The sequence below is a fragment of the Enterovirga aerilata genome (assembly GCF_013044135.1).
Taxonomy (GTDB): Bacteria; Pseudomonadota; Alphaproteobacteria; order Rhizobiales; family Beijerinckiaceae; genus Enterovirga; species Enterovirga aerilata.
The window spans coordinates 559,468-574,960 of sequence record NZ_JABEPP010000003.1 but is presented as its reverse complement, the minus strand read 5'-3'; the positions used below and the strand labels follow the sequence as shown (position 1 = coordinate 574,960).

Here is a 15,493-nt window from a genome sequence, read left to right as displayed (position 1 = left end):
GTGCCCGAAGCCGAGCCAGGATCAGGACCACTCGCGGCCCGAGCCGGCCTGCGGCCCTACGTAATCCACCATATCTGTTTTGGATCAGTTCGAATGTGCTAGGTGTTGCGCCACCCGCCTGCGAGACGCCGCCGAGCCACCGATGTCCAACGTCCGATCGATCTCCCGCCCCGCGATCCGCGAGGTCGTCCGCGAGACGCTGAGCCCCGAGGCGCCGCCGCTCGCGCTGCGCAACCGCCCCCGCCGGAACCGCAAATCGGCCTGGAGCCGGGCGCTCGTGCGCGAGAACGAGCTCACGGCGGGCGACCTGATCTGGCCGCTCTTCCTCATCGACGGCGAGCGGCGGCGCGTCCCGGTCCAGGCGATGCCCGGCGTGGAGCGGCTCTCGGTGGACGAGGCTTTGCGCGAGGCCGAGCGGGCCGCGAGGCTCGGCATCCCGGCGATCGGCGTCTTCCCCTACACCGATCCGGCGCTCCGGGACGAGCGCGGCTCGGAGGCGCTGAACGCCAAGAACCTCGTCTGCCGGGCGGTCCGGGCGATCAAGGAGGCGGTCCCGAATATCGGCCTCATCACGGATGTCGCGCTCGACCCCTATACCAGCCACGGCCATGACGGGCTGCTCGACGGCGACCGCATTCTCAATGACGAGACGGTGGCGGTGCTGGTGGAGCAGTCGCTCATCCAGGCGGCGGCGGGAGCGGACATCATCGCGCCCTCCGACATGATGGACGGGCGCGTCGCGGCGATCCGCGAGGCGCTCGACCGCGCCGGCTTCCTCGACGTCCAGATCATGGCCTACGCGGCCAAGTATGCCTCCGCCTTCTACGGCCCGTTCCGGGACGCGCTCGGCACGAAGCTGAAGGGCGACAAGCTCACCTACCAGATGGATCCGGCGAACTCGGCGGAGGCGCTGCGCGAGGTCGCGCTCGATCTCGACGAGGGCGCCGACATGGTGATGGTCAAGCCCGGCCTCCCCTATCTCGACGTGATCCGCCGGGTGCGGGACAATTTCGACGTGCCGACCTTCGCCTACCAGGTGTCCGGCGAATACGCGATGATCCAGGCGGCCGCCCAGAACGGCTGGATCGACGGCGAGCGCGCGATGATGGAGAGCCTGATCGCCTTCAAGCGCGCCGGGGCGGACGGGGTGCTGACCTACTACGCCCCGGTCGTGGCGGAGCGGCTGCGGCGGGGGTGAGCGGCACATTCTCCGCGCGGGACGGCCCCTCACCCGGCCCTCTCCCCCTCGGGGAGAGGGAGCGCGGCGGCGTTTCCCGCGATAGTGCTCGAAGCTAGCTCCCGACCTTGCCAGAATAGGCGCGGGCTCCCTCTCCCCGAGGGGGAGAGGGCTGGGGTGAGGGGGCTGCGCCGATGCCGAACCTGACGCCCGTTGCGCGGCGGCTCCGGCGAAAGCAGACCGAGGTCGAGCGTCTTCTCTGGAGCAGATTGCGGGACCGCAGGCTTGGTGGGTGGAAATTCCGCCGGCAGATGCCGATCGGGCAGCATGTGGTCGACTTCTGCTGTCCCGACGCCTGGCTGATCATCGAGCTGGATGGCGAGCAGCATGCGGCCGAGGAAAAGCTGAATCGGGATCGCCAGCGAACGGTCACCCTTGAGGCCGGCGGATACCTCGTGGTGCGCTTCTGGAATCGCGAGGTGATCGAGAACCTGGACGGCGTTTGCGAAACCATCCTGAACCTGCTGCAAGGCGCGCCTGCCGATCTGGATCAGCCTGCCCTGCGCGCCGACATTTGAGTTCGAATCCCCCCTCACCCCAACCCTCTCCCCGACGGGGAGAGGGAGCGCGGCGGCGCGTCCTGCGGTCTCTTACGACTGCCGCATTCACGGCATCCGCCCTCCTCTCGCTCGCGCTCGCAGCCTGCTCCCGCGCGGTCGATGGCGAGCAGGCGCGGATCTGCCGCATGGCGCTGCCGGCGCTCGAGGGCGGCGGGGCGCGGATCGAGATCCGCCAGGTCCTGCACGGGCACGAGCCGAACAGCGTGCGGATCGAATACCGCGCGACCCGCCCCGGAGGCCCGGCCTTCGCGCGCCACGCCGTGTGCCGCTTCGCGGCGGACGGGCTCTCCGCCAGCAAGATGGAGCTCGTCGGCGTCACGACCGATCGCGGTCCGCTCTCGCCCGCGGCCGTGTACCTCCTCAAGCGCTACTACCTGGACACGCCGGACGCGCTGGCGGACGAGCCGCCCGAGCCGGCGCCGGGCGGGAGGAGCTGAGCCTCCCCTGTTCCGGATCGGCGGGAGGGCTGGCGATCGGCCTCTTCGAGACGCTATGGTCGGCCTATCTGCCCATCGAGGGACGCGATCTCGCGCTCTTTGTCATGCTGGTCCTGTTCGCGCTCCTGCGGCCGGAAGGCCTGTTCGGCCTCCCCTCCTCCCCGAAGGCCGCCGCTTGACGGACGCGATGCCGGCCATCGCGGTCGAGGACGTGCGGCGCGCGGCCGCCGCGATCCGCGGCCAGGTTCTCCGGACGCCGTTCCTGGCCGCGCCACGCCTCTCCGAGCTCACGGGCGCGACCGTCGCGGTGAAGTACGAGAACATGCAGGCGACGGGCGCCTTCAAGGAGCGGGGCGCGCTGAACCGCCTCCTCGCGCTCTCGCCCGAGGAGCGGGCGCGCGGCGTCGTCGCGATGTCGGCGGGCAACCACGCCCAGGCCGTGGCCTATCATGCCGGCCGGCTCGGCATCCCGTCCACCATCGTCATGCCGGAAGGCACCCCGCTCGTGAAGGCGGAGAACACGCGCGGGCATGGGGCCGAGGTGGTGCTGCGCGGCGCGACGCTCGCGGATTCGGAGGAGGTCGCCCGCCGGCTCTCGGCCGAACGCGGCCTGACCCTGGTCCATCCCTACGACGACCCGCTCGTCATGGCCGGCCAGGGCACGATCGCGCTGGAGATGCTGGAGGAGGATCCGGAGCTCGACGACATCCTCGTGCCGATCGGCGGCGGCGGGCTGATCTCCGGCGTCGCGGTGGCGGCGAGCGCGGTGCGGCCGGACATCCGCATCATCGGCGTCGAGGCGGCGCTGTATCCCTCCTGCGCGAACGCGATCCGGGGCGAGGACGCGCCGGTCGGCGGGGCGACGCTCGCCGAAGGCATCGCGGTCAAGAATGTCGGCCGCCTGACGCTGCCCATCATCCGTGCGCTCGTCGCCGAGATCGTGCTGGTCGACGAGCCGGCGATCGAGCGCGCCGTCAACGCCTATGCCACGTTCTGCCGCGCCATGGCGGAAGGGGCCGGCGCCGCGGGGCTCGCGGCCATGCTCGCCCGGCCCGACCTGTTCCGGGGCCGGCGCGTCGGACTCGTCCTGTGCGGCGGCAATATCGATGCCCGGCTCCTCGCCTCCGTGATGGTGCGCGAGCTCGAGCGCGAGGACCGCATCGCCTCCTTCCGCATCACCTCGCCGGACCGGCCCGGGCTGCTCGGCGAGATCGCGACCCGGCTCGGCGCGCTCGGCGCGAACATCCTGGAGGTCTCGCACGGGCGGCTCTTCCTCGACGTGCCCGCCAAGGGCGTCTCCGTCGACGTCACGATCGAGACGCGCAGCCGGGAGCACACCGCCGCGATCTTCGAGGCGCTGACGGGCGGAGGGCTCAATCCCCGCCGGATCGGACCGGCCGGCCTCTCCGAAACGAATTTCTGAACGGGCAGCCCATGCAGGACATCCTCTCGCTCGACGTCGCCGGGCTCGTCTCCGCCTACCGCGACAGGAAGCTCTCGCCCCGGGACGCGGTCGGCGCGGCGCTGGATGCGATCGAGCGCGTGAACGGGGCCGTGAACGCCTTCTGCCTCGTGGATCGCGAGGGCGCGCTGAAGGAGGCTGCGGCGTCCGAGAAGCGCTGGGCCAAAGGCAACCCGGCGGGCCCGCTGGACGGCGTGCCCTTCACGGTCAAGGACAACGTGATCTGGCAGGGGCACCCGACCCGCCGCGGATCGCGGACCACGGACGAGACGCCCTCGGCCGAGAACGCGCCGGCGGTCGACAGGCTGCTGGAGGCCGGCGCCATTCCGGTCGGCAAGACGACCCTGCCCGAATTCGGCTGGAAGGGCCTCGGCGACAGCCCGCTCTACGGTCTCATCCGCAATCCGTGGGACACACGAATGACGACCGGCGGCTCCTCGGGCGGTGCCGGGGCGGCCGCCGCGCTCGGCCTCGGTCCGCTCCATATCGGCACGGACGGCGCGGGCTCGATCCGCATCCCGGCCTCGTTCTGCGGCGTCTTCGGGATCAAGCCGAGCTTCGGCCGGGTGCCGGCCTATCCGCCCTCCCCCTTCGCGATCGTGTCGCATGTCGGGCCCATGACGCGGAGCGTGGCGGATGCGGCGATCATGCTCGGCACGATCGCGGCGCCGGATCCGCGCGACATGACCGCGCTCGTCACGCCGCCGCAGGACTACCTCGCGGGGCTCGAGCTCGGGGTGCGCGGCCTGCGCGTCGCCTGGAGCCCGCGGCTCGGCTATGTCGAGACGCTCGATCCGGAGGTCGAGGCGATCACCGCGCGGGCGGCGCGCGTCTTCGAGGAGCTCGGGGCGCGCGTGGAGGAGGCCGATCCCGGCTTCGCCGATCCGATCGGGATCCTGGAGACGCTCTGGCATGTCGGCGCCTGGTCGGTCCTGCGCGGGATCCCCGAGGCGCGCTGGGCGGAGCTCGACCCCGGCTTCGTCGCCGTCGCCGAGAAGGGCCGCTCGGTGCTCGGCGCCGATTTCGTGACCGCGATGAACGCCCGCGGCGCGCTCTATCTCGCGATGGAACGCTTCCACGAGCGCTACGACCTGCTCCTGACGCCGACGCTGGCGACGCCTCCTTTCGAGGTGGGGAACAACACGCCGCCGGACGGACGCTTCGGGGAGAACTGGATCGACTGGGCGCCCTACAGCTTCCCGTTCAACCTGACGCTGCAGCCCGCCGCGACCGTGCCCTGCGGCTTCACCGCGTCGGGGCTGCCGGTCGGGCTGCAGATCGTCGGCGCGGTCCAGCGGGACGGGCAGGTGCTGCGCGCCGCGCGCGCCTTCGAGACGGCGCGGCCCTGGCCGACCCTGACCGAGCCGCGCGTGACGCACGGGTGAGGCGGCGGCCCGCGCTCAGGCGGAAGGCTGCTCGCTCATCTCGGCCAGGAAGTCCTGGCCCGGGAGGAGGTCGCCCTCCGGGGTGGTGACGTAGACCGTCCGCCCCTCGGCCAGGAGGGCGCCGGTCCGCTCCGCCGCGCCTTCCGCGCTCGGATGCAGGACCGAGCTCACCCCGTAGGGGGGCGTGTCCACCGTGATGTAGTAGCCAGGCGCCACAGCTCACCCCGTCGAGGGCCGAACATCGCATGCGTACGGCATGCAGGTTGCAGGCCAGATGGTTACCCGAAGATTAAGCCGGCAGGAACGCCGCCGTTCGGAAAAAGTCACCGCCTCGCCTCCTCGAAGGCGCGGAGGAAGGCGACGAGGTTCCCGGGCAGCGCCTCGCAGAGATAGCCGCCCTCCTGGACGAGGAGAACGGTCCCGTGCGCAGCCGCGACGGCGCGGGCGGCAGCCTCGAATCCCGCGGTCGTCACCTTGAATGCGCCGATCGGATCGTGCTCGGAGGCGTCGAATCCGAGCGCGACGACGAGCGCGGCGGGGCGGAAGGCGGCGATCCGCCGGAGCCCCTCGCCGATCGCCTCGAGCCACGCGCCGTCGCCGGTGCCCTGCGGCAGGGGGATGTTCAGGTTCGCGCCCGCCCCCGCGCCCTCCCCCGTCTCCCCGGCATAGCCCGCATAGAAGGGGAAGTAGTTCGCGGGATCGGCATGGACCGACACGGTCAATACGTCGCCGCGGCCGTAGAAGATGCCCTGCGTGCCGTTGCCGTGATGGACGTCGATGTCGAGGATCGCGACGGGGCCGCCGGTTCTCGCCAGCAGTCGCTCGGCCGCGATCGCGGTGTTGTTCAGGAAGCAGAAGCCGCCCGCCGAATCGGCATAGGCATGGTGCCCGGGCGGACGGCACAGCGCATAGGCGGCGCCGCGTTCCGGCACGGCGTCTGCGGCGGAGATCGCGGCCTGCGCGCTGCCGTAGATGGCTTCCCAGGTCCCGGCCCGGACGGGCGTCGAGGTGTCGGCCATGTGGTAGCCGAGAAGCCCGAGGAGACCCTCCGGGCGCGCATGCATCTGCGGCCGCGAGAAATGCCCGGTCAGGATCTCCTCGCCGATGCCGGGCAGTTCCGCCTTGCGGTCCCAGGCCGTCCTGAACAGGTCCAGGTGGCTGTCCGTATGGACGGCCCGCAGCGGCTCGATCCCGTGATCGGCGGTGTCGAGGAGCGCGTGGCCCGCCTCCTCCACGGCCGTCCGGAGGATGCGGTAGCGCGAGGCCTGCTCGGGATGCTCGACCGTCCGGCCGCGCCGGAAATATCCGGTAGGGTCGTGCAGGACGGATGCGGGAGAATGCGTGACGAGCATGGGACAGGGGGATTGCGGATCGGAGCCGGGCGGCTCACGCTTTCCTGAATCCACCCGGGACGCAACCGGAATAGCTCGGCCGTATACAGCGTCATTGCGTCTGGCCTGCGCAGGACCGGCAGCTTCCGCCGGCGGACGACGACGAGGGAGGTTTTTGGGATGATCAACCGACGCATGGTACTCGCTTCAGGACCGATCGCGGTCGCGGCCGCCGGCACGAGCCCCGCCCTGGCCCAGACCGCCGCGGCGCCGGCCGCGCCGGCCGGCTCCGCCCAGGCCCCCGGCTATTACCGCTACAAGGTCGGCGACATCGAGATCACGGCCATTCATGACGGCTTCGGGATGCGGCCGCTGGAAGGCTTCATCAGGAATGCCGAGCTCGCCGATGTGAAGAAGGCGATGGCGGAGGCGTTCCTCCCGGACAACGCGCTCCCGATCACGTTCACGGCGCTGGTCGTCAGAACCGGCGGCAAGACGGTCCTGATCGATACCGGCAACGGCGATGTCGGCCCGCCGACCGCGGGCCGCTGGATGACGAATTTCCGCGCCGCCGGCTTCGACCCGGCCCAGGTCGACACGATCGTCGTCAGCCATTTCCACGGCGACCACATCAACGGGATCCGGCTGAAGGACGGGCCCGCCGTGTTCCCGAAGGCCGAGATCATGGTGCCGGAGCCCGAATGGGCCTTCTGGATGGATGACGGAAAGATGAGCTCCGCGCCGGAGGGCATGAAGGGCGCGTTCCAGAACGTGCGCCGCGTCTTCGGACCGATCGCCAAGGACGTGAAGCAGTATCAGGCCGAGAAGGAGCTGGCGCCCGGAATCACCGCCGTCGCGGCGCCCGGCCACACGCCCGGCCATACGGCCTTCCGCATCGCCTCGGGCGGCAGGCAGCTCCTGATGGTGTCCGACATCACCAACCATCCGGCGCTGTTCGTCCGCAATCCCACCTGGGCCGCGGTCTTCGACATGGACGCCGACAAGGCGCGCGAGACCCGCATCAGGATGCTGGACATGATCGCGGCCGACCGCATGCAGGTGTCGTTCTACCACGCCCCCTTTCCGGCCACCGGCCATGTGCTCAAGGAGGGCAGCGGCTTCCGCTTCGTCCCGATCCAGTGGACGCCCGCCATCTGAGCTGACCGGGCCGGCGCGGCTCTCCGGACCCGCGCCGTCTCCCCGGACGCTGCCGCTCGGGACGGTTCCAAGCCGGGTCCGCCTCGTGTAGAGGCACCCGCTCGGCTGCGACGCAGCGCCGACCCGGGCGCGAGCCCTCCGGACCAGAGCGGGACGAGATGACCGGCCGGGACATCACAATCGGCTTCGTGGCGAGCCCGACGCCGGACGCGCAGGCCGCGCTCGCCGACCTTTCGGCCCGCTATCCGTCCGTCCCGCCAGACAAGGCCGAGATCGTCGTCGCGCTCGGGGGCGACGGGCTCATGCTGCAGACCCTGCACCGCTTCATGGGCCAGGCGAAGCCCGTCTACGGCATGAACAAGGGCTCGGTCGGCTTCCTGATGAACGAGTTCAGGCCGGAGGGCCTGGTCGAGCGTCTCGGAGCCGCCCAGCGCAGCGTCGTCCACCCCCTGCTCATGGACGTGCGCGACGTGCAGGGCGAGCGCCACACGGCCTACGCCATCAACGAAGTCTCCATGCTGCGCCAGACGCACCAGGCGGCGAAGCTGAGGGTGGAGGTGGACGGCAAGGTGCGGCTGCAGGAGCTCGTCGCCGACGGCATCCTGCTCGCGACGCCCTTCGGCTCGACGGCGTACAACCTGTCCGTGAACGGGCCGATCCTGCCGCTCAACGCCCCGCTCCTCGCGCTGACCCCGATTTCGGCCTTCCGGCCGCGGCGCTGGCGCGGCGCGCTCCTGCCCGACCGCGCGCGGATCACGATCAACGTCATCGACCCGGAGCTCCGGCCGGTGAGCGCGGTCGCGGACCATACCGAGTTCCGGCGCGTCGCCTGCGTGAGCGCGTCGCTCGACTACACGATCGACCTCGTGATGCTGCACGATCCCGGCCACGGGCTCGAGGAGCGCATCCTCGTCGAGCAGTTCGGGTACTGACCCGCTTCAGGCGGCCATCGAGGAGGGGGATTCGGGCCCTTCCAGCAGGATCTCGGGGGCGTGCCGCATGACGATGTCCAGCGCGGCCTCGTCCGCGAGCTCGTCGGCGATGAGCCGGGCTTCCTCGCGCGCCGCCTCGACCTCGAAGCGCCGCAGCAGCGCGACGAGGCGTCCGGCCTGGTCGGGCGGCAGGTCGCTGCAGGCGGCGAGCGCGCGCTCGATCACGCCGCGCGACAGCCTGGCCCCGGCGGGCCGGGCGGCGGCGGTGCCGCCCCGCAGGGCCGCGAGCGCGGCCTCGAAGGCCGGGCGGAGCGCGGCGGGCAGGCCGGCCTTCGCGAACATGGCGCGGAATCCGTGCCCGCCCGGCTCGCGGCAGAAGCCGGCGACGCGCTTGGGCGAGACCTCGGTGAGCTCGCAGAAGGCCGCCTCGACGAAGGCCAGCTCGCCCGACAGGATCGCCCGCAGCATGAGGGCGGGCGTGAGCTGCTGGGACTCGCGCAGATAGGCGACGAGCCGGCCGACCTCGTCTCGCTCCGACTGCGCCGAGAGCGCGACCGTGGTGCGCTCGCAGGCCTCGCGGGTGATGCGGCCGGAGCGCTCCGGGCTCAGCCAACCGCAGCCCACCACGAAGCTTTCCAGGGCTCGCGCCAGCGCGGCCGCGATCGCCTGGGCGATGTCGACCGGCAGGTCCGGACGGGCGAGAAGCGTCTCGCGGAGCGGCGCGTGGTCGCCGTGTCGCTCGACCATGCGGACGAGCGTCGAATGGCCGATATCGGCGCCGCGATTCCTGGCGAGCCGCACGAGCGCCGGCCGGCGCCCGATCTCGCCCAGCGCGGCCGCGACCGGGCGCGAGAGAGGTGCCCGCGAGGCGATGGCGCACTGGACGCGATCGTCGCCGATCGCGGCCGCATCGACCAGATCCGCGTCGATCAGGACCGGCGAGCGCGCGAGCACGAGTTCGGCCACCTCGGGCGCATCCGCCGCGAGCGCCACCATGATGTGGCGCGGCGCGTCAGGCGAGGCGGCGAGGCTCTCGGCCATGGCCCGGCGGACGATCGCGGAGGGATCGTCGAGCATGGCCGTGAGCGCGGTCTCGGCCTCCCAGCGGTCGGCCTCCGAAAGGTCCGAGTAGAGGAAGGCGCGGGCGAGCGCGCCCGTCGCCTCGGCGCGATGGCCGGGGGAGGCGCTGCGCGCCCAGAGCAGGAAGCGGCGCACGATCATCTCGGCAGGCCCGTCGTGGCGAGGCGCGCATTCGCGGCCGGGCCGGCGGCGCGCGGCCGCGGCGGGGGAAGCGGCACCTCGGCCGGGATCCCCGCCACAGGCAGGCTCCCCGTCGAGACGGCCGCCTCCGGCTCGGCCGCGAGGGCGACCTCGGCGCCGTCCCCGCGCGGGAAATAGCCGAAGGCGGCGCGCTGCTCCCCGGCGCCGCGGTTCACGCGCCAAAGCTTGGCGACGGCATCCGAGACCGGACCAGTCCGCACGTCGTTGCGGAACAGCCCGTGCAGCGGCGGCCCCTCCCCGGTGCGGGTGACGGCGGGCTGGCCCGTCGCCGTGATGGTGCGCGGCGCGCCGGGCGGGGTCGGGACCGGCGCCGGACCGGCGGCGGCGCCGAGCAGCGCGTAGAGCTCGCCGGCGCTGCGCGCCCTGCCGGTGCGGTCGAAGAAGATCGGGCGGTTCGCGGCCGCCGCCTCGGGCATGTCGGGTGCGACCGGGCGCTCCGGGTTCCGGCTCGCCGTCCGGATCAGGTCCGTCGCGCCGCGGGCGCCGAGGAGATGCGCCATGTAGAGTTCGCCGCCGCTGGGCTCGCGGCCGGTCGCGGCCGCCAGCGCCTGGCGGTTCTGCTGCGTCAGCGCCCCGGCCATCATGGAGGCGAGGCGCGGATCCTCCCGCAGCTTCAGGATGGCCTCCCGCGCCGAGCCGTCCGGGACCGCATAGGTGCCGTCGCCGCGCGCCGTGATCGCGGCCGAGAGGTCGGAGAGCCCGAGCCGGCCGCCCTCGCTCTTCATCAGCCCGAGCCAGGTCTGCTCGACGAACTGGAACAGCCCCGCGGCCGAGGAGGTCGCGGCCCGGGCCGCGGGGTCGAGGGCCGATTCCCGCCGCGCCGTCGAGAGGAGGTACTCGAAGCTCGTGCCGGTCTGCTCCGCGCCCTGGCGGATGGCGTCGACGACCGGCGTCGCGGCTGCGCTCGCGCGGGGTTCGGCGGGCGTCGTGAACAGGAACATCGATCGGGGGCGCCGCCTCGGATGGAGAGCCCGACCTTGCGGCCTTATGGTAAACGAAGCCTCAACCCGCGGGATCGGGCTTGGCACGGGCCGCTCCGGCCGCTCATCCTGGGACGATGCGCGCCGCCCTCCTCATCGCCGCCGAGAGCCCCCGGATCGAGGACGCGCTCCGGGTCCGACCCGACCTGTTCGTGATCGACCAGTGGCGCGGGGGCGACCCTGCCGCGGCGCTCGGGCGGGTGCGGGCCGGCGCCCCGGGGGCCCCGGTCTTCATGCGCATCCAGTCGCTCGAACGGGGCGGCGCCGACGAGCTCGCGGCCGCCATGCCGGCCGGACCGGACGGGATCTGGCTGCGGGACGCGGTCGGCCGGGCCGATGCCGAGCGGCTCGCCGCCCGCCTCGCCGTGATCGAGGCCGAGCTCGGCCTTCCCGACCGGGGCACCCGGATCGTCGCCTGCGTCGAGAGCGCGCGCGGCGCGCTCGCCCTCCCGTCGCTCGCCGAGACCGGGCCGAGGCTCGCCGGGATCTCCTACGACTTCGCGGCGCTGGCTCGCGATCTCGGCTGCGCGAGCGCGGGAGCGGCGCGCCTGCCCGAACCGCTGGCAGCGATCCGCGCGGCCGTGGTCGTCGCGGCCGCAGCGGCCGGCGTCCCGGCCATCGACTCGGCCGGCCCGGCCCTCCCGGATCTCGACGCCTTCGCGGGCGAGGCCGCGCGCGCCCGGCGGGACGGGTTCTCGGCAAAGCTCGCGCTGAGCCCGGACGAGGCCGCGGTGCTGAGGCGCCTCGACCCTCAGGCGCCCTTGGGGCGCTGGATGGAGAACTTCGTCTCCGGCGTCGCGACGAAGTAATCCATGTAGCCGCCCCGCATGATCGGCCGCATGGCGGCGGTGTCGACGAGCCCGTCCTTGACGAAGCGGTCGTCGATATGGACGCCGATCACCTGGCCGAGGACGAGGTACTGCTCCATCCTGCGGCCGTCCCGGTCCTCGAGCTGGATGGTGCGCAGCCACTGGCATTCGAGCGCGGCCGGCGCCTCGGCCACACGCGGCGGCTTCACGAGGCGCGAGGGCGCCTGGGTGAGGCCCGCGAAGGCGAATTCGCTCTCGCCGCGCGCGAGCGGCGCCGAGGTGAGGTTCATGGCCTCGCGCGTGTCCCAGGTCGCGAGGCTGCAGACGAACTCCTTCGTCTCGTCCACGAAGGCGACCGCGTCCTTGTAGCCGTTCGACGAGAAGGCCACGATGAAGGGGTTCTCCGCCACCGCATTGAAGAAGGAATAGGGCGACAGGTTCACCTCGCCCCTGGCGTTCAGGGCCGAGATCCAGCCGATCGGCCGCGGGCCGATCAGCGCCTTCATCGGGTTGTGGCGCAGGCCGTGGTCGTTCTTTGTCGCGTCGTAGAACATGGGGGCCCCTCAGAGGCGGGTGACGATGTCCGAAAGCGCCGGGCGCTGACGGTCGGCCGGCACCTCGCTCGCCCGGCCGATATGGATGAACCCGGCGAGCCGCTCGTGCGCCCTGAGCCCGAGCACATCGAGCACCCGGCGGTCGAACCCGTACCATTCGGTCAGCCAGGCGGTGGCGTAGCCGAGGAGGTTCGCGGCGACGACGAGGTTCATGCAGACCGCGCCGGCCGACAGGACCTGCTCCCATTCCGGGATCTTCACGTGCGGCCGGGCGGCCGAGACGACCGCGACGACGAGCGGCGCCCGCGCGAGCCGGTTCCGCTCGGTCGCCACGCGCTCGGGATCGGCGCCGGGCTCGTCGGCCTGGAAGGCCGCCGCGATCGCCTCCCCGATGCGATGGCGGGCCTCGCCCGCGATCACGATGAAGCGCCAGGGCGCGAGCTTGCCGTGGTCGGGGACGCGGGCCGCGATGGTGAGCAGCGCCTCGAGCTCCGCCTCGTCGGGACCGGGACCGGTCATCAGGTGGGGCGGCACCGAGCGGCGCCGCGCCAGAAGAGCCAATTGTTCGTTCATTCTGCCTTCAGCCGAGAGGGAGCAGGGAAGAGGCGGCTCGCGGGACAGAACCATCAGGTCAGCCGCGGGCCGGGCCGAGAACACGAGTCCGCCATCTCCCTGCCACTTGTCCCCGGTAGAGATCAAACCGGATCGGACAGGCACCCGGCGCGAGCGGGCGGAGAGGTCGGCGGCGCCGCGGGGGATGTCAGGTGTCAAACGCGTTTCAGCCGGCGCGGCTTCCGCGCCGGGCCATGCCGCAGCGGGCCATCGCCGCGCGCCGGCCAGGGGCCTCCTCCGTCACGGCGTCACCCTTCGATGCGTGCTGAATATCTCGGACCGGCCGGCGGCACAGTCGCGACCGACGCCGATGCCGCGACCGCCTTGGTGGTCGAGCCGCGCCGCATCTCCGGCGCCTGGACGCGCCGGCAATGGGCGCTCGCGATCGCGGCCGTCCTCGCCTTCTGGACCTGCGCCGCGCTCGCCTGGCCGCTGACCGGAAGCGTCGTCCCGTGGGATTCCAAGAACCACTTCTACCCGATGCTCCGCTATCTGGGCGAAGCGCTGGCCCATGGCGAGCTGCCGCTCTGGAACCCGTACCATTTCAGCGGGCATCCGGCCGTGGCCGACCCGCAATCGCTCCTCTTCACCCCGACGATGCTGCTCTTCGGCTGGCTCGTGCCGCAGCCCTCCATGCAGCTCTTCGACGCCGTGGTCTTCGCCCATTTCCTGCCCGGGGCGCTCGCCATGCTCGCGCTCTTCGCCCGGCGCGGCTGGCGGCCCGAGGGCGCCTTCGTGGCGGCCGCGATCTTCGTGCTGGGCGGCTCCGCCTCGGCGCGCCTGCAGCATACGGGCATGATCTTCGGCTACGGGATCTTCCCGCTCGCCCTCCTGCTGCTGGAGGAGGCGCTCGACCGCCGCTCCTACCTCCTCGCCTGCCTCTTCGCCGCGGTGGCGAGCACCATGGTCGTCGGGCGCGACCAGGTCGCCTTCCTGACCGGGCTGATGCTGATCGGCGTCGTCGTCCACCAGGCGGTCCTGTCCGGCCGCCCGGTCGGGTATCTGCGGGCGCGGGCCGGCATCCTGCTCGCCGCGGGCCTGGTCGGAGCGGCGCTGCTGGCCGTGCCGGTCGTCCTTACGATGCAGCTCCTGGCGACCTCGACCCGTCCCTCCTTCGGCTTCGGGGTCGCGGCGATGGGCTCGCTGCCGCCCGAGAGCCTCGCGACCATCCTCTTCGCCAACGTCTTCGGGTCGCTGCGCTGGACCTATGACTATTGGGGGCCGGACTGGCACTCGCTCGTCGAGGGCACCTGGACGGACCGCGCCACGAACTACCTGTTCGCCGGCACGGCCCCGGCGGTCCTGATCCTCTGGCACGGGCTCGCCGGGGGGCGGCTCCTGGCGCGCGAGTTCCGCTTCTTCCTCGTCGTCGGGATCGCGGCCGTGCTCTATGCGCTCGGCCGCTATACGCCCGTCTTCTCGCTCGTCTTCGACAACCTGCCCGGCATCGCCCTCTACCGGCGGCCGGCCGACGCGACCTTCCTGATCAACATCGCGCTCGCCTTCGCGGGCGGCTACCTGGTCCATCGCTTCCTGAACGAGGGCAATCCGCGCTTCGCCGACATGCGCCGCTCGCCGCTTGCCGCCGTCCTGGTCGCCTGCGCGATCGCCGCGGTCCTGGGCGCGGTTCTCTCCGGGCTCACCTTCGCGATCAGGGCGAACCAGGGCGCGGCGGCCGGGACCGAGATCGCGCTCGGCTTCGCGCTTTCCGGCGCGCTCGTCTGGCTCCTGTGGAAGAGCGGCGGCGACCGGCGCCGGCGCGCGGCCGCGGCCGCGCTCCTCGCCGCCCTCACGGGCGGCGAGCTCCTGTGGCGCAACGCGGCCTCGGCGCTCAACGCCGAGCCGGCGGAGCGCTATGCCGTGTTCCGCGAGCTTCCGGCGGAGCAGCTCCGCGGCCTGCAGGTGCTGAAACAGGCCCTGGCCGAGCGCCATGCGCGCGGCGAGCGCCCGCGCGTCGAGATCCTCGGGCTCGGCGGCGCCTGGCAGAACGCCTCGATGGTCCTCGGGCTCGAGGACACGATCGGCTACAACCCGCTCCGGCTCGCCGATTACGAGCGCGCGATCGGCCCCGGCGAGAATGCGGCCGATCCGAACCTGCGCCAGTTCCCCGGCACCTTTCGGGGCTATCGCTGCCGGCTCGCGAGCCTGCTCGGCCTCGAATATCTCGTGCTGGACCGCCCGGTGGAGAAGCTGCCGCGGCACTTCCCGCGCCTGCCGGGGGCGAAGCTCCTCTACGGCTCGGGCCCGATCTGGGTGTACCAGCTCAGCCCCGGGGCGCCCCGGGCCTATCTGGCGACGCATGCGATCCCGGTCGATTCGGAGAAGGTGCTCTCCGAGGAGGAGATGCCGGAATTCGACCGTCGCTCGGCGGCGCTCATCGAATCGGACCAGGTCGCGGAGCTCGCGGGCGATTACGGCGTGCGGGACACCGCGACCGAGCCGGACCCGGCGGTCGGGTCCGTGAAGGTCGCCGGCTATCGCCGCAATGCCGTCTCACTCGAGGTGGATACGGACCGCAACAGCATCGTCGTCCTGCATGACATCTATTATCCGGGCTGGGAGGTCACGGTGGACGGCAAGCCGGCCAGGATGCTGCGGGCGAACCTGCTCTTCCGCGGCGTCGAGGTGCCGGCCGGCCGCCACCGGGTCGAGTTCCAGTTCCGCCCGCTCTCGGTCGCGAACCTGGTCTCGGCCGCGAGCGGGCTGATCGAAGACGAGGACGGCGAGGCGGAGACGCTGACCCGCTGAACGGAAT

The 15,493-nt window shown here is 72.3% G+C and carries 15 protein-coding genes; 9 read left to right on the top strand and 6 right to left on the bottom strand.

The genetic code is table 11. The annotated features are described in order from the left end of the window. Positions 1-142 precede the first annotated feature (142 nt). The 5 genes from hemB (at position 143) to HJG44_RS12885 (ending at position 5,081) form a co-directional block, all read left to right on the top strand. Positions 143-1,198, top strand: coding sequence for a porphobilinogen synthase (gene hemB / locus HJG44_RS12905; RefSeq protein WP_171218746.1), 1,056 nt, complete (start codon positions 143-145; stop codon positions 1,196-1,198). Positions 1,199-1,371: 173 nt separating this feature from the next. After that, positions 1,372-1,755, top strand: coding sequence for an endonuclease domain-containing protein (locus HJG44_RS12900; protein ID WP_171218745.1), 384 nt, complete (start codon positions 1,372-1,374; stop codon positions 1,753-1,755). 167 nt (positions 1,756-1,922) lie between these two features. Next, on the top strand, positions 1,923-2,234 hold the full coding sequence (locus HJG44_RS12895; RefSeq protein ID WP_171218744.1) for a hypothetical protein: 312 nt from the start codon (positions 1,923-1,925) through the stop codon (positions 2,232-2,234). Positions 2,235-2,421: 187 nt separating this feature from the next. After that, positions 2,422-3,657, top strand: coding sequence for a threonine ammonia-lyase (locus HJG44_RS12890; RefSeq protein WP_171218989.1), 1,236 nt, complete (start codon positions 2,422-2,424; stop codon positions 3,655-3,657). Positions 3,658-3,668: 11 nt separating this feature from the next. Next, entirely contained in the window at positions 3,669-5,081 is a 1,413-nt protein-coding gene (locus HJG44_RS12885) for an amidase (protein WP_171218743.1), read from the top strand. 15 nt (positions 5,082-5,096) lie between these two features. Here the strand turns inward: HJG44_RS12885 and HJG44_RS12880 are convergent, their stop codons facing one another. Both HJG44_RS12880 and HJG44_RS12875 read right to left on the bottom strand, forming a co-directional pair. Further along, entirely contained in the window at positions 5,097-5,297 is a 201-nt protein-coding gene (locus HJG44_RS12880) for a hypothetical protein (RefSeq protein ID WP_171218742.1), read from the bottom strand. 107 nt (positions 5,298-5,404) lie between these two features. Further along, on the bottom strand, positions 5,405-6,433 hold the full coding sequence (locus tag HJG44_RS12875; RefSeq protein ID WP_171218741.1) for a histone deacetylase family protein: 1,029 nt from the start codon (positions 6,431-6,433) through the stop codon (positions 5,405-5,407). Positions 6,434-6,592: 159 nt separating this feature from the next. Between HJG44_RS12875 and HJG44_RS12870 the strand changes: the two genes are divergently transcribed. Together HJG44_RS12870 and HJG44_RS12865 are read left to right on the top strand one after the other, a co-directional pair. Then, entirely contained in the window at positions 6,593-7,570 is a 978-nt protein-coding gene (locus tag HJG44_RS12870; RefSeq protein WP_171218740.1) for an MBL fold metallo-hydrolase, read from the top strand. A gap of 158 nt (positions 7,571-7,728) precedes the next feature. Next, complete coding sequence (locus HJG44_RS12865; RefSeq protein ID WP_171218739.1) at positions 7,729-8,502, top strand: NAD kinase; 774 nt, start codon at positions 7,729-7,731, stop codon at positions 8,500-8,502. A 6-nt stretch (positions 8,503-8,508) separates the two neighbouring features. Here HJG44_RS12865 and HJG44_RS12860 read toward each other — a convergent pair whose 3' ends face one another. Further along, on the bottom strand, positions 8,509-9,723 hold the full coding sequence (locus HJG44_RS12860; RefSeq protein WP_430395056.1) for a DUF2336 domain-containing protein: 1,215 nt from the start codon (positions 9,721-9,723) through the stop codon (positions 8,509-8,511). Continuing rightward, complete coding sequence (locus tag HJG44_RS12855; RefSeq protein WP_171218737.1) at positions 9,720-10,724, bottom strand: lytic transglycosylase domain-containing protein; 1,005 nt, start codon at positions 10,722-10,724, stop codon at positions 9,720-9,722. Before HJG44_RS12855 ends, HJG44_RS12860 begins: the two co-directional genes overlap by 4 nt. A gap of 116 nt (positions 10,725-10,840) precedes the next feature. On the opposite strand from HJG44_RS12855, the gene HJG44_RS12850 reads away from it, so the two are divergent. Next, positions 10,841-11,572 carry an aldolase/citrate lyase family protein gene (locus HJG44_RS12850; RefSeq protein WP_171218736.1) on the top strand — a complete coding sequence of 244 codons (732 nt, stop codon included), beginning with the start codon at positions 10,841-10,843 and terminating at the stop codon, positions 11,570-11,572. Here the strand turns inward: HJG44_RS12850 and HJG44_RS12845 are convergent. Further along, on the bottom strand, positions 11,515-12,126 hold the full coding sequence (locus HJG44_RS12845; protein WP_171218735.1) for a flavin reductase family protein: 612 nt from the start codon (positions 12,124-12,126) through the stop codon (positions 11,515-11,517). The two genes, HJG44_RS12850 and HJG44_RS12845, sit on opposite strands and share 58 nt — an antisense overlap. 9 nt (positions 12,127-12,135) lie before the next feature. Next, the gene (locus HJG44_RS12840; RefSeq protein ID WP_171218734.1) at positions 12,136-12,699 is read right to left on the bottom strand and encodes a nitroreductase family protein; all 564 of its coding nucleotides are present in this window, start codon (positions 12,697-12,699) and stop codon (positions 12,136-12,138) included. 297 nt (positions 12,700-12,996) lie between these two features. On the opposite strand from HJG44_RS12840, the gene HJG44_RS12835 reads away from it, so the two are divergent. Next, positions 12,997-15,486, top strand: a complete 2,490-nt coding sequence (locus tag HJG44_RS12835) for a YfhO family protein (protein WP_171218733.1) — start codon at positions 12,997-12,999, stop codon at positions 15,484-15,486. Positions 15,487-15,493 lie beyond the last annotated feature (7 nt).

Excerpts from the sequence above, each read along its gene's own strand:
- HJG44_RS12840 (WP_171218734.1), bottom strand. The coding sequence starts at position 12,699 with ATGAACGAACAATTGGCTCTTCTGGCGCGGCGCCGCTCGGTGCCGCCC.
- HJG44_RS12845 (WP_171218735.1), bottom strand. The coding sequence starts at position 12,126 with ATGTTCTACGACGCGACAAAGAACGACCACGGCCTGCGCCACAACCCG.
- HJG44_RS12860 (WP_430395056.1), bottom strand. The coding sequence starts at position 9,723 with ATGATCGTGCGCCGCTTCCTGCTCTGGGCGCGCAGCGCCTCCCCCGGC.
- HJG44_RS12895 (WP_171218744.1), top strand. The coding sequence starts at position 1,923 with ATGGCGCTGCCGGCGCTCGAGGGCGGCGGGGCGCGGATCGAGATCCGC.
- HJG44_RS12850 (WP_171218736.1), top strand. The coding sequence starts at position 10,841 with ATGCGCGCCGCCCTCCTCATCGCCGCCGAGAGCCCCCGGATCGAGGAC.
- HJG44_RS12900 (WP_171218745.1), top strand. The coding sequence starts at position 1,372 with ATGCCGAACCTGACGCCCGTTGCGCGGCGGCTCCGGCGAAAGCAGACC.
- HJG44_RS12890 (WP_171218989.1), top strand. The coding sequence starts at position 2,422 with ATGCCGGCCATCGCGGTCGAGGACGTGCGGCGCGCGGCCGCCGCGATC.
- HJG44_RS12835 (WP_171218733.1), top strand. The coding sequence starts at position 12,997 with ATGCGTGCTGAATATCTCGGACCGGCCGGCGGCACAGTCGCGACCGAC.
- HJG44_RS12865 (WP_171218739.1), top strand. The coding sequence starts at position 7,729 with ATGACCGGCCGGGACATCACAATCGGCTTCGTGGCGAGCCCGACGCCG.
- HJG44_RS12855 (WP_171218737.1), bottom strand. The coding sequence starts at position 10,724 with ATGTTCCTGTTCACGACGCCCGCCGAACCCCGCGCGAGCGCAGCCGCG.
- HJG44_RS12885 (WP_171218743.1), top strand. The coding sequence starts at position 3,669 with ATGCAGGACATCCTCTCGCTCGACGTCGCCGGGCTCGTCTCCGCCTAC.
- HJG44_RS12875 (WP_171218741.1), bottom strand. The coding sequence starts at position 6,433 with ATGCTCGTCACGCATTCTCCCGCATCCGTCCTGCACGACCCTACCGGA.
- hemB (WP_171218746.1), top strand. The coding sequence starts at position 143 with ATGTCCAACGTCCGATCGATCTCCCGCCCCGCGATCCGCGAGGTCGTC.
- HJG44_RS12870 (WP_171218740.1), top strand. The coding sequence starts at position 6,593 with ATGATCAACCGACGCATGGTACTCGCTTCAGGACCGATCGCGGTCGCG.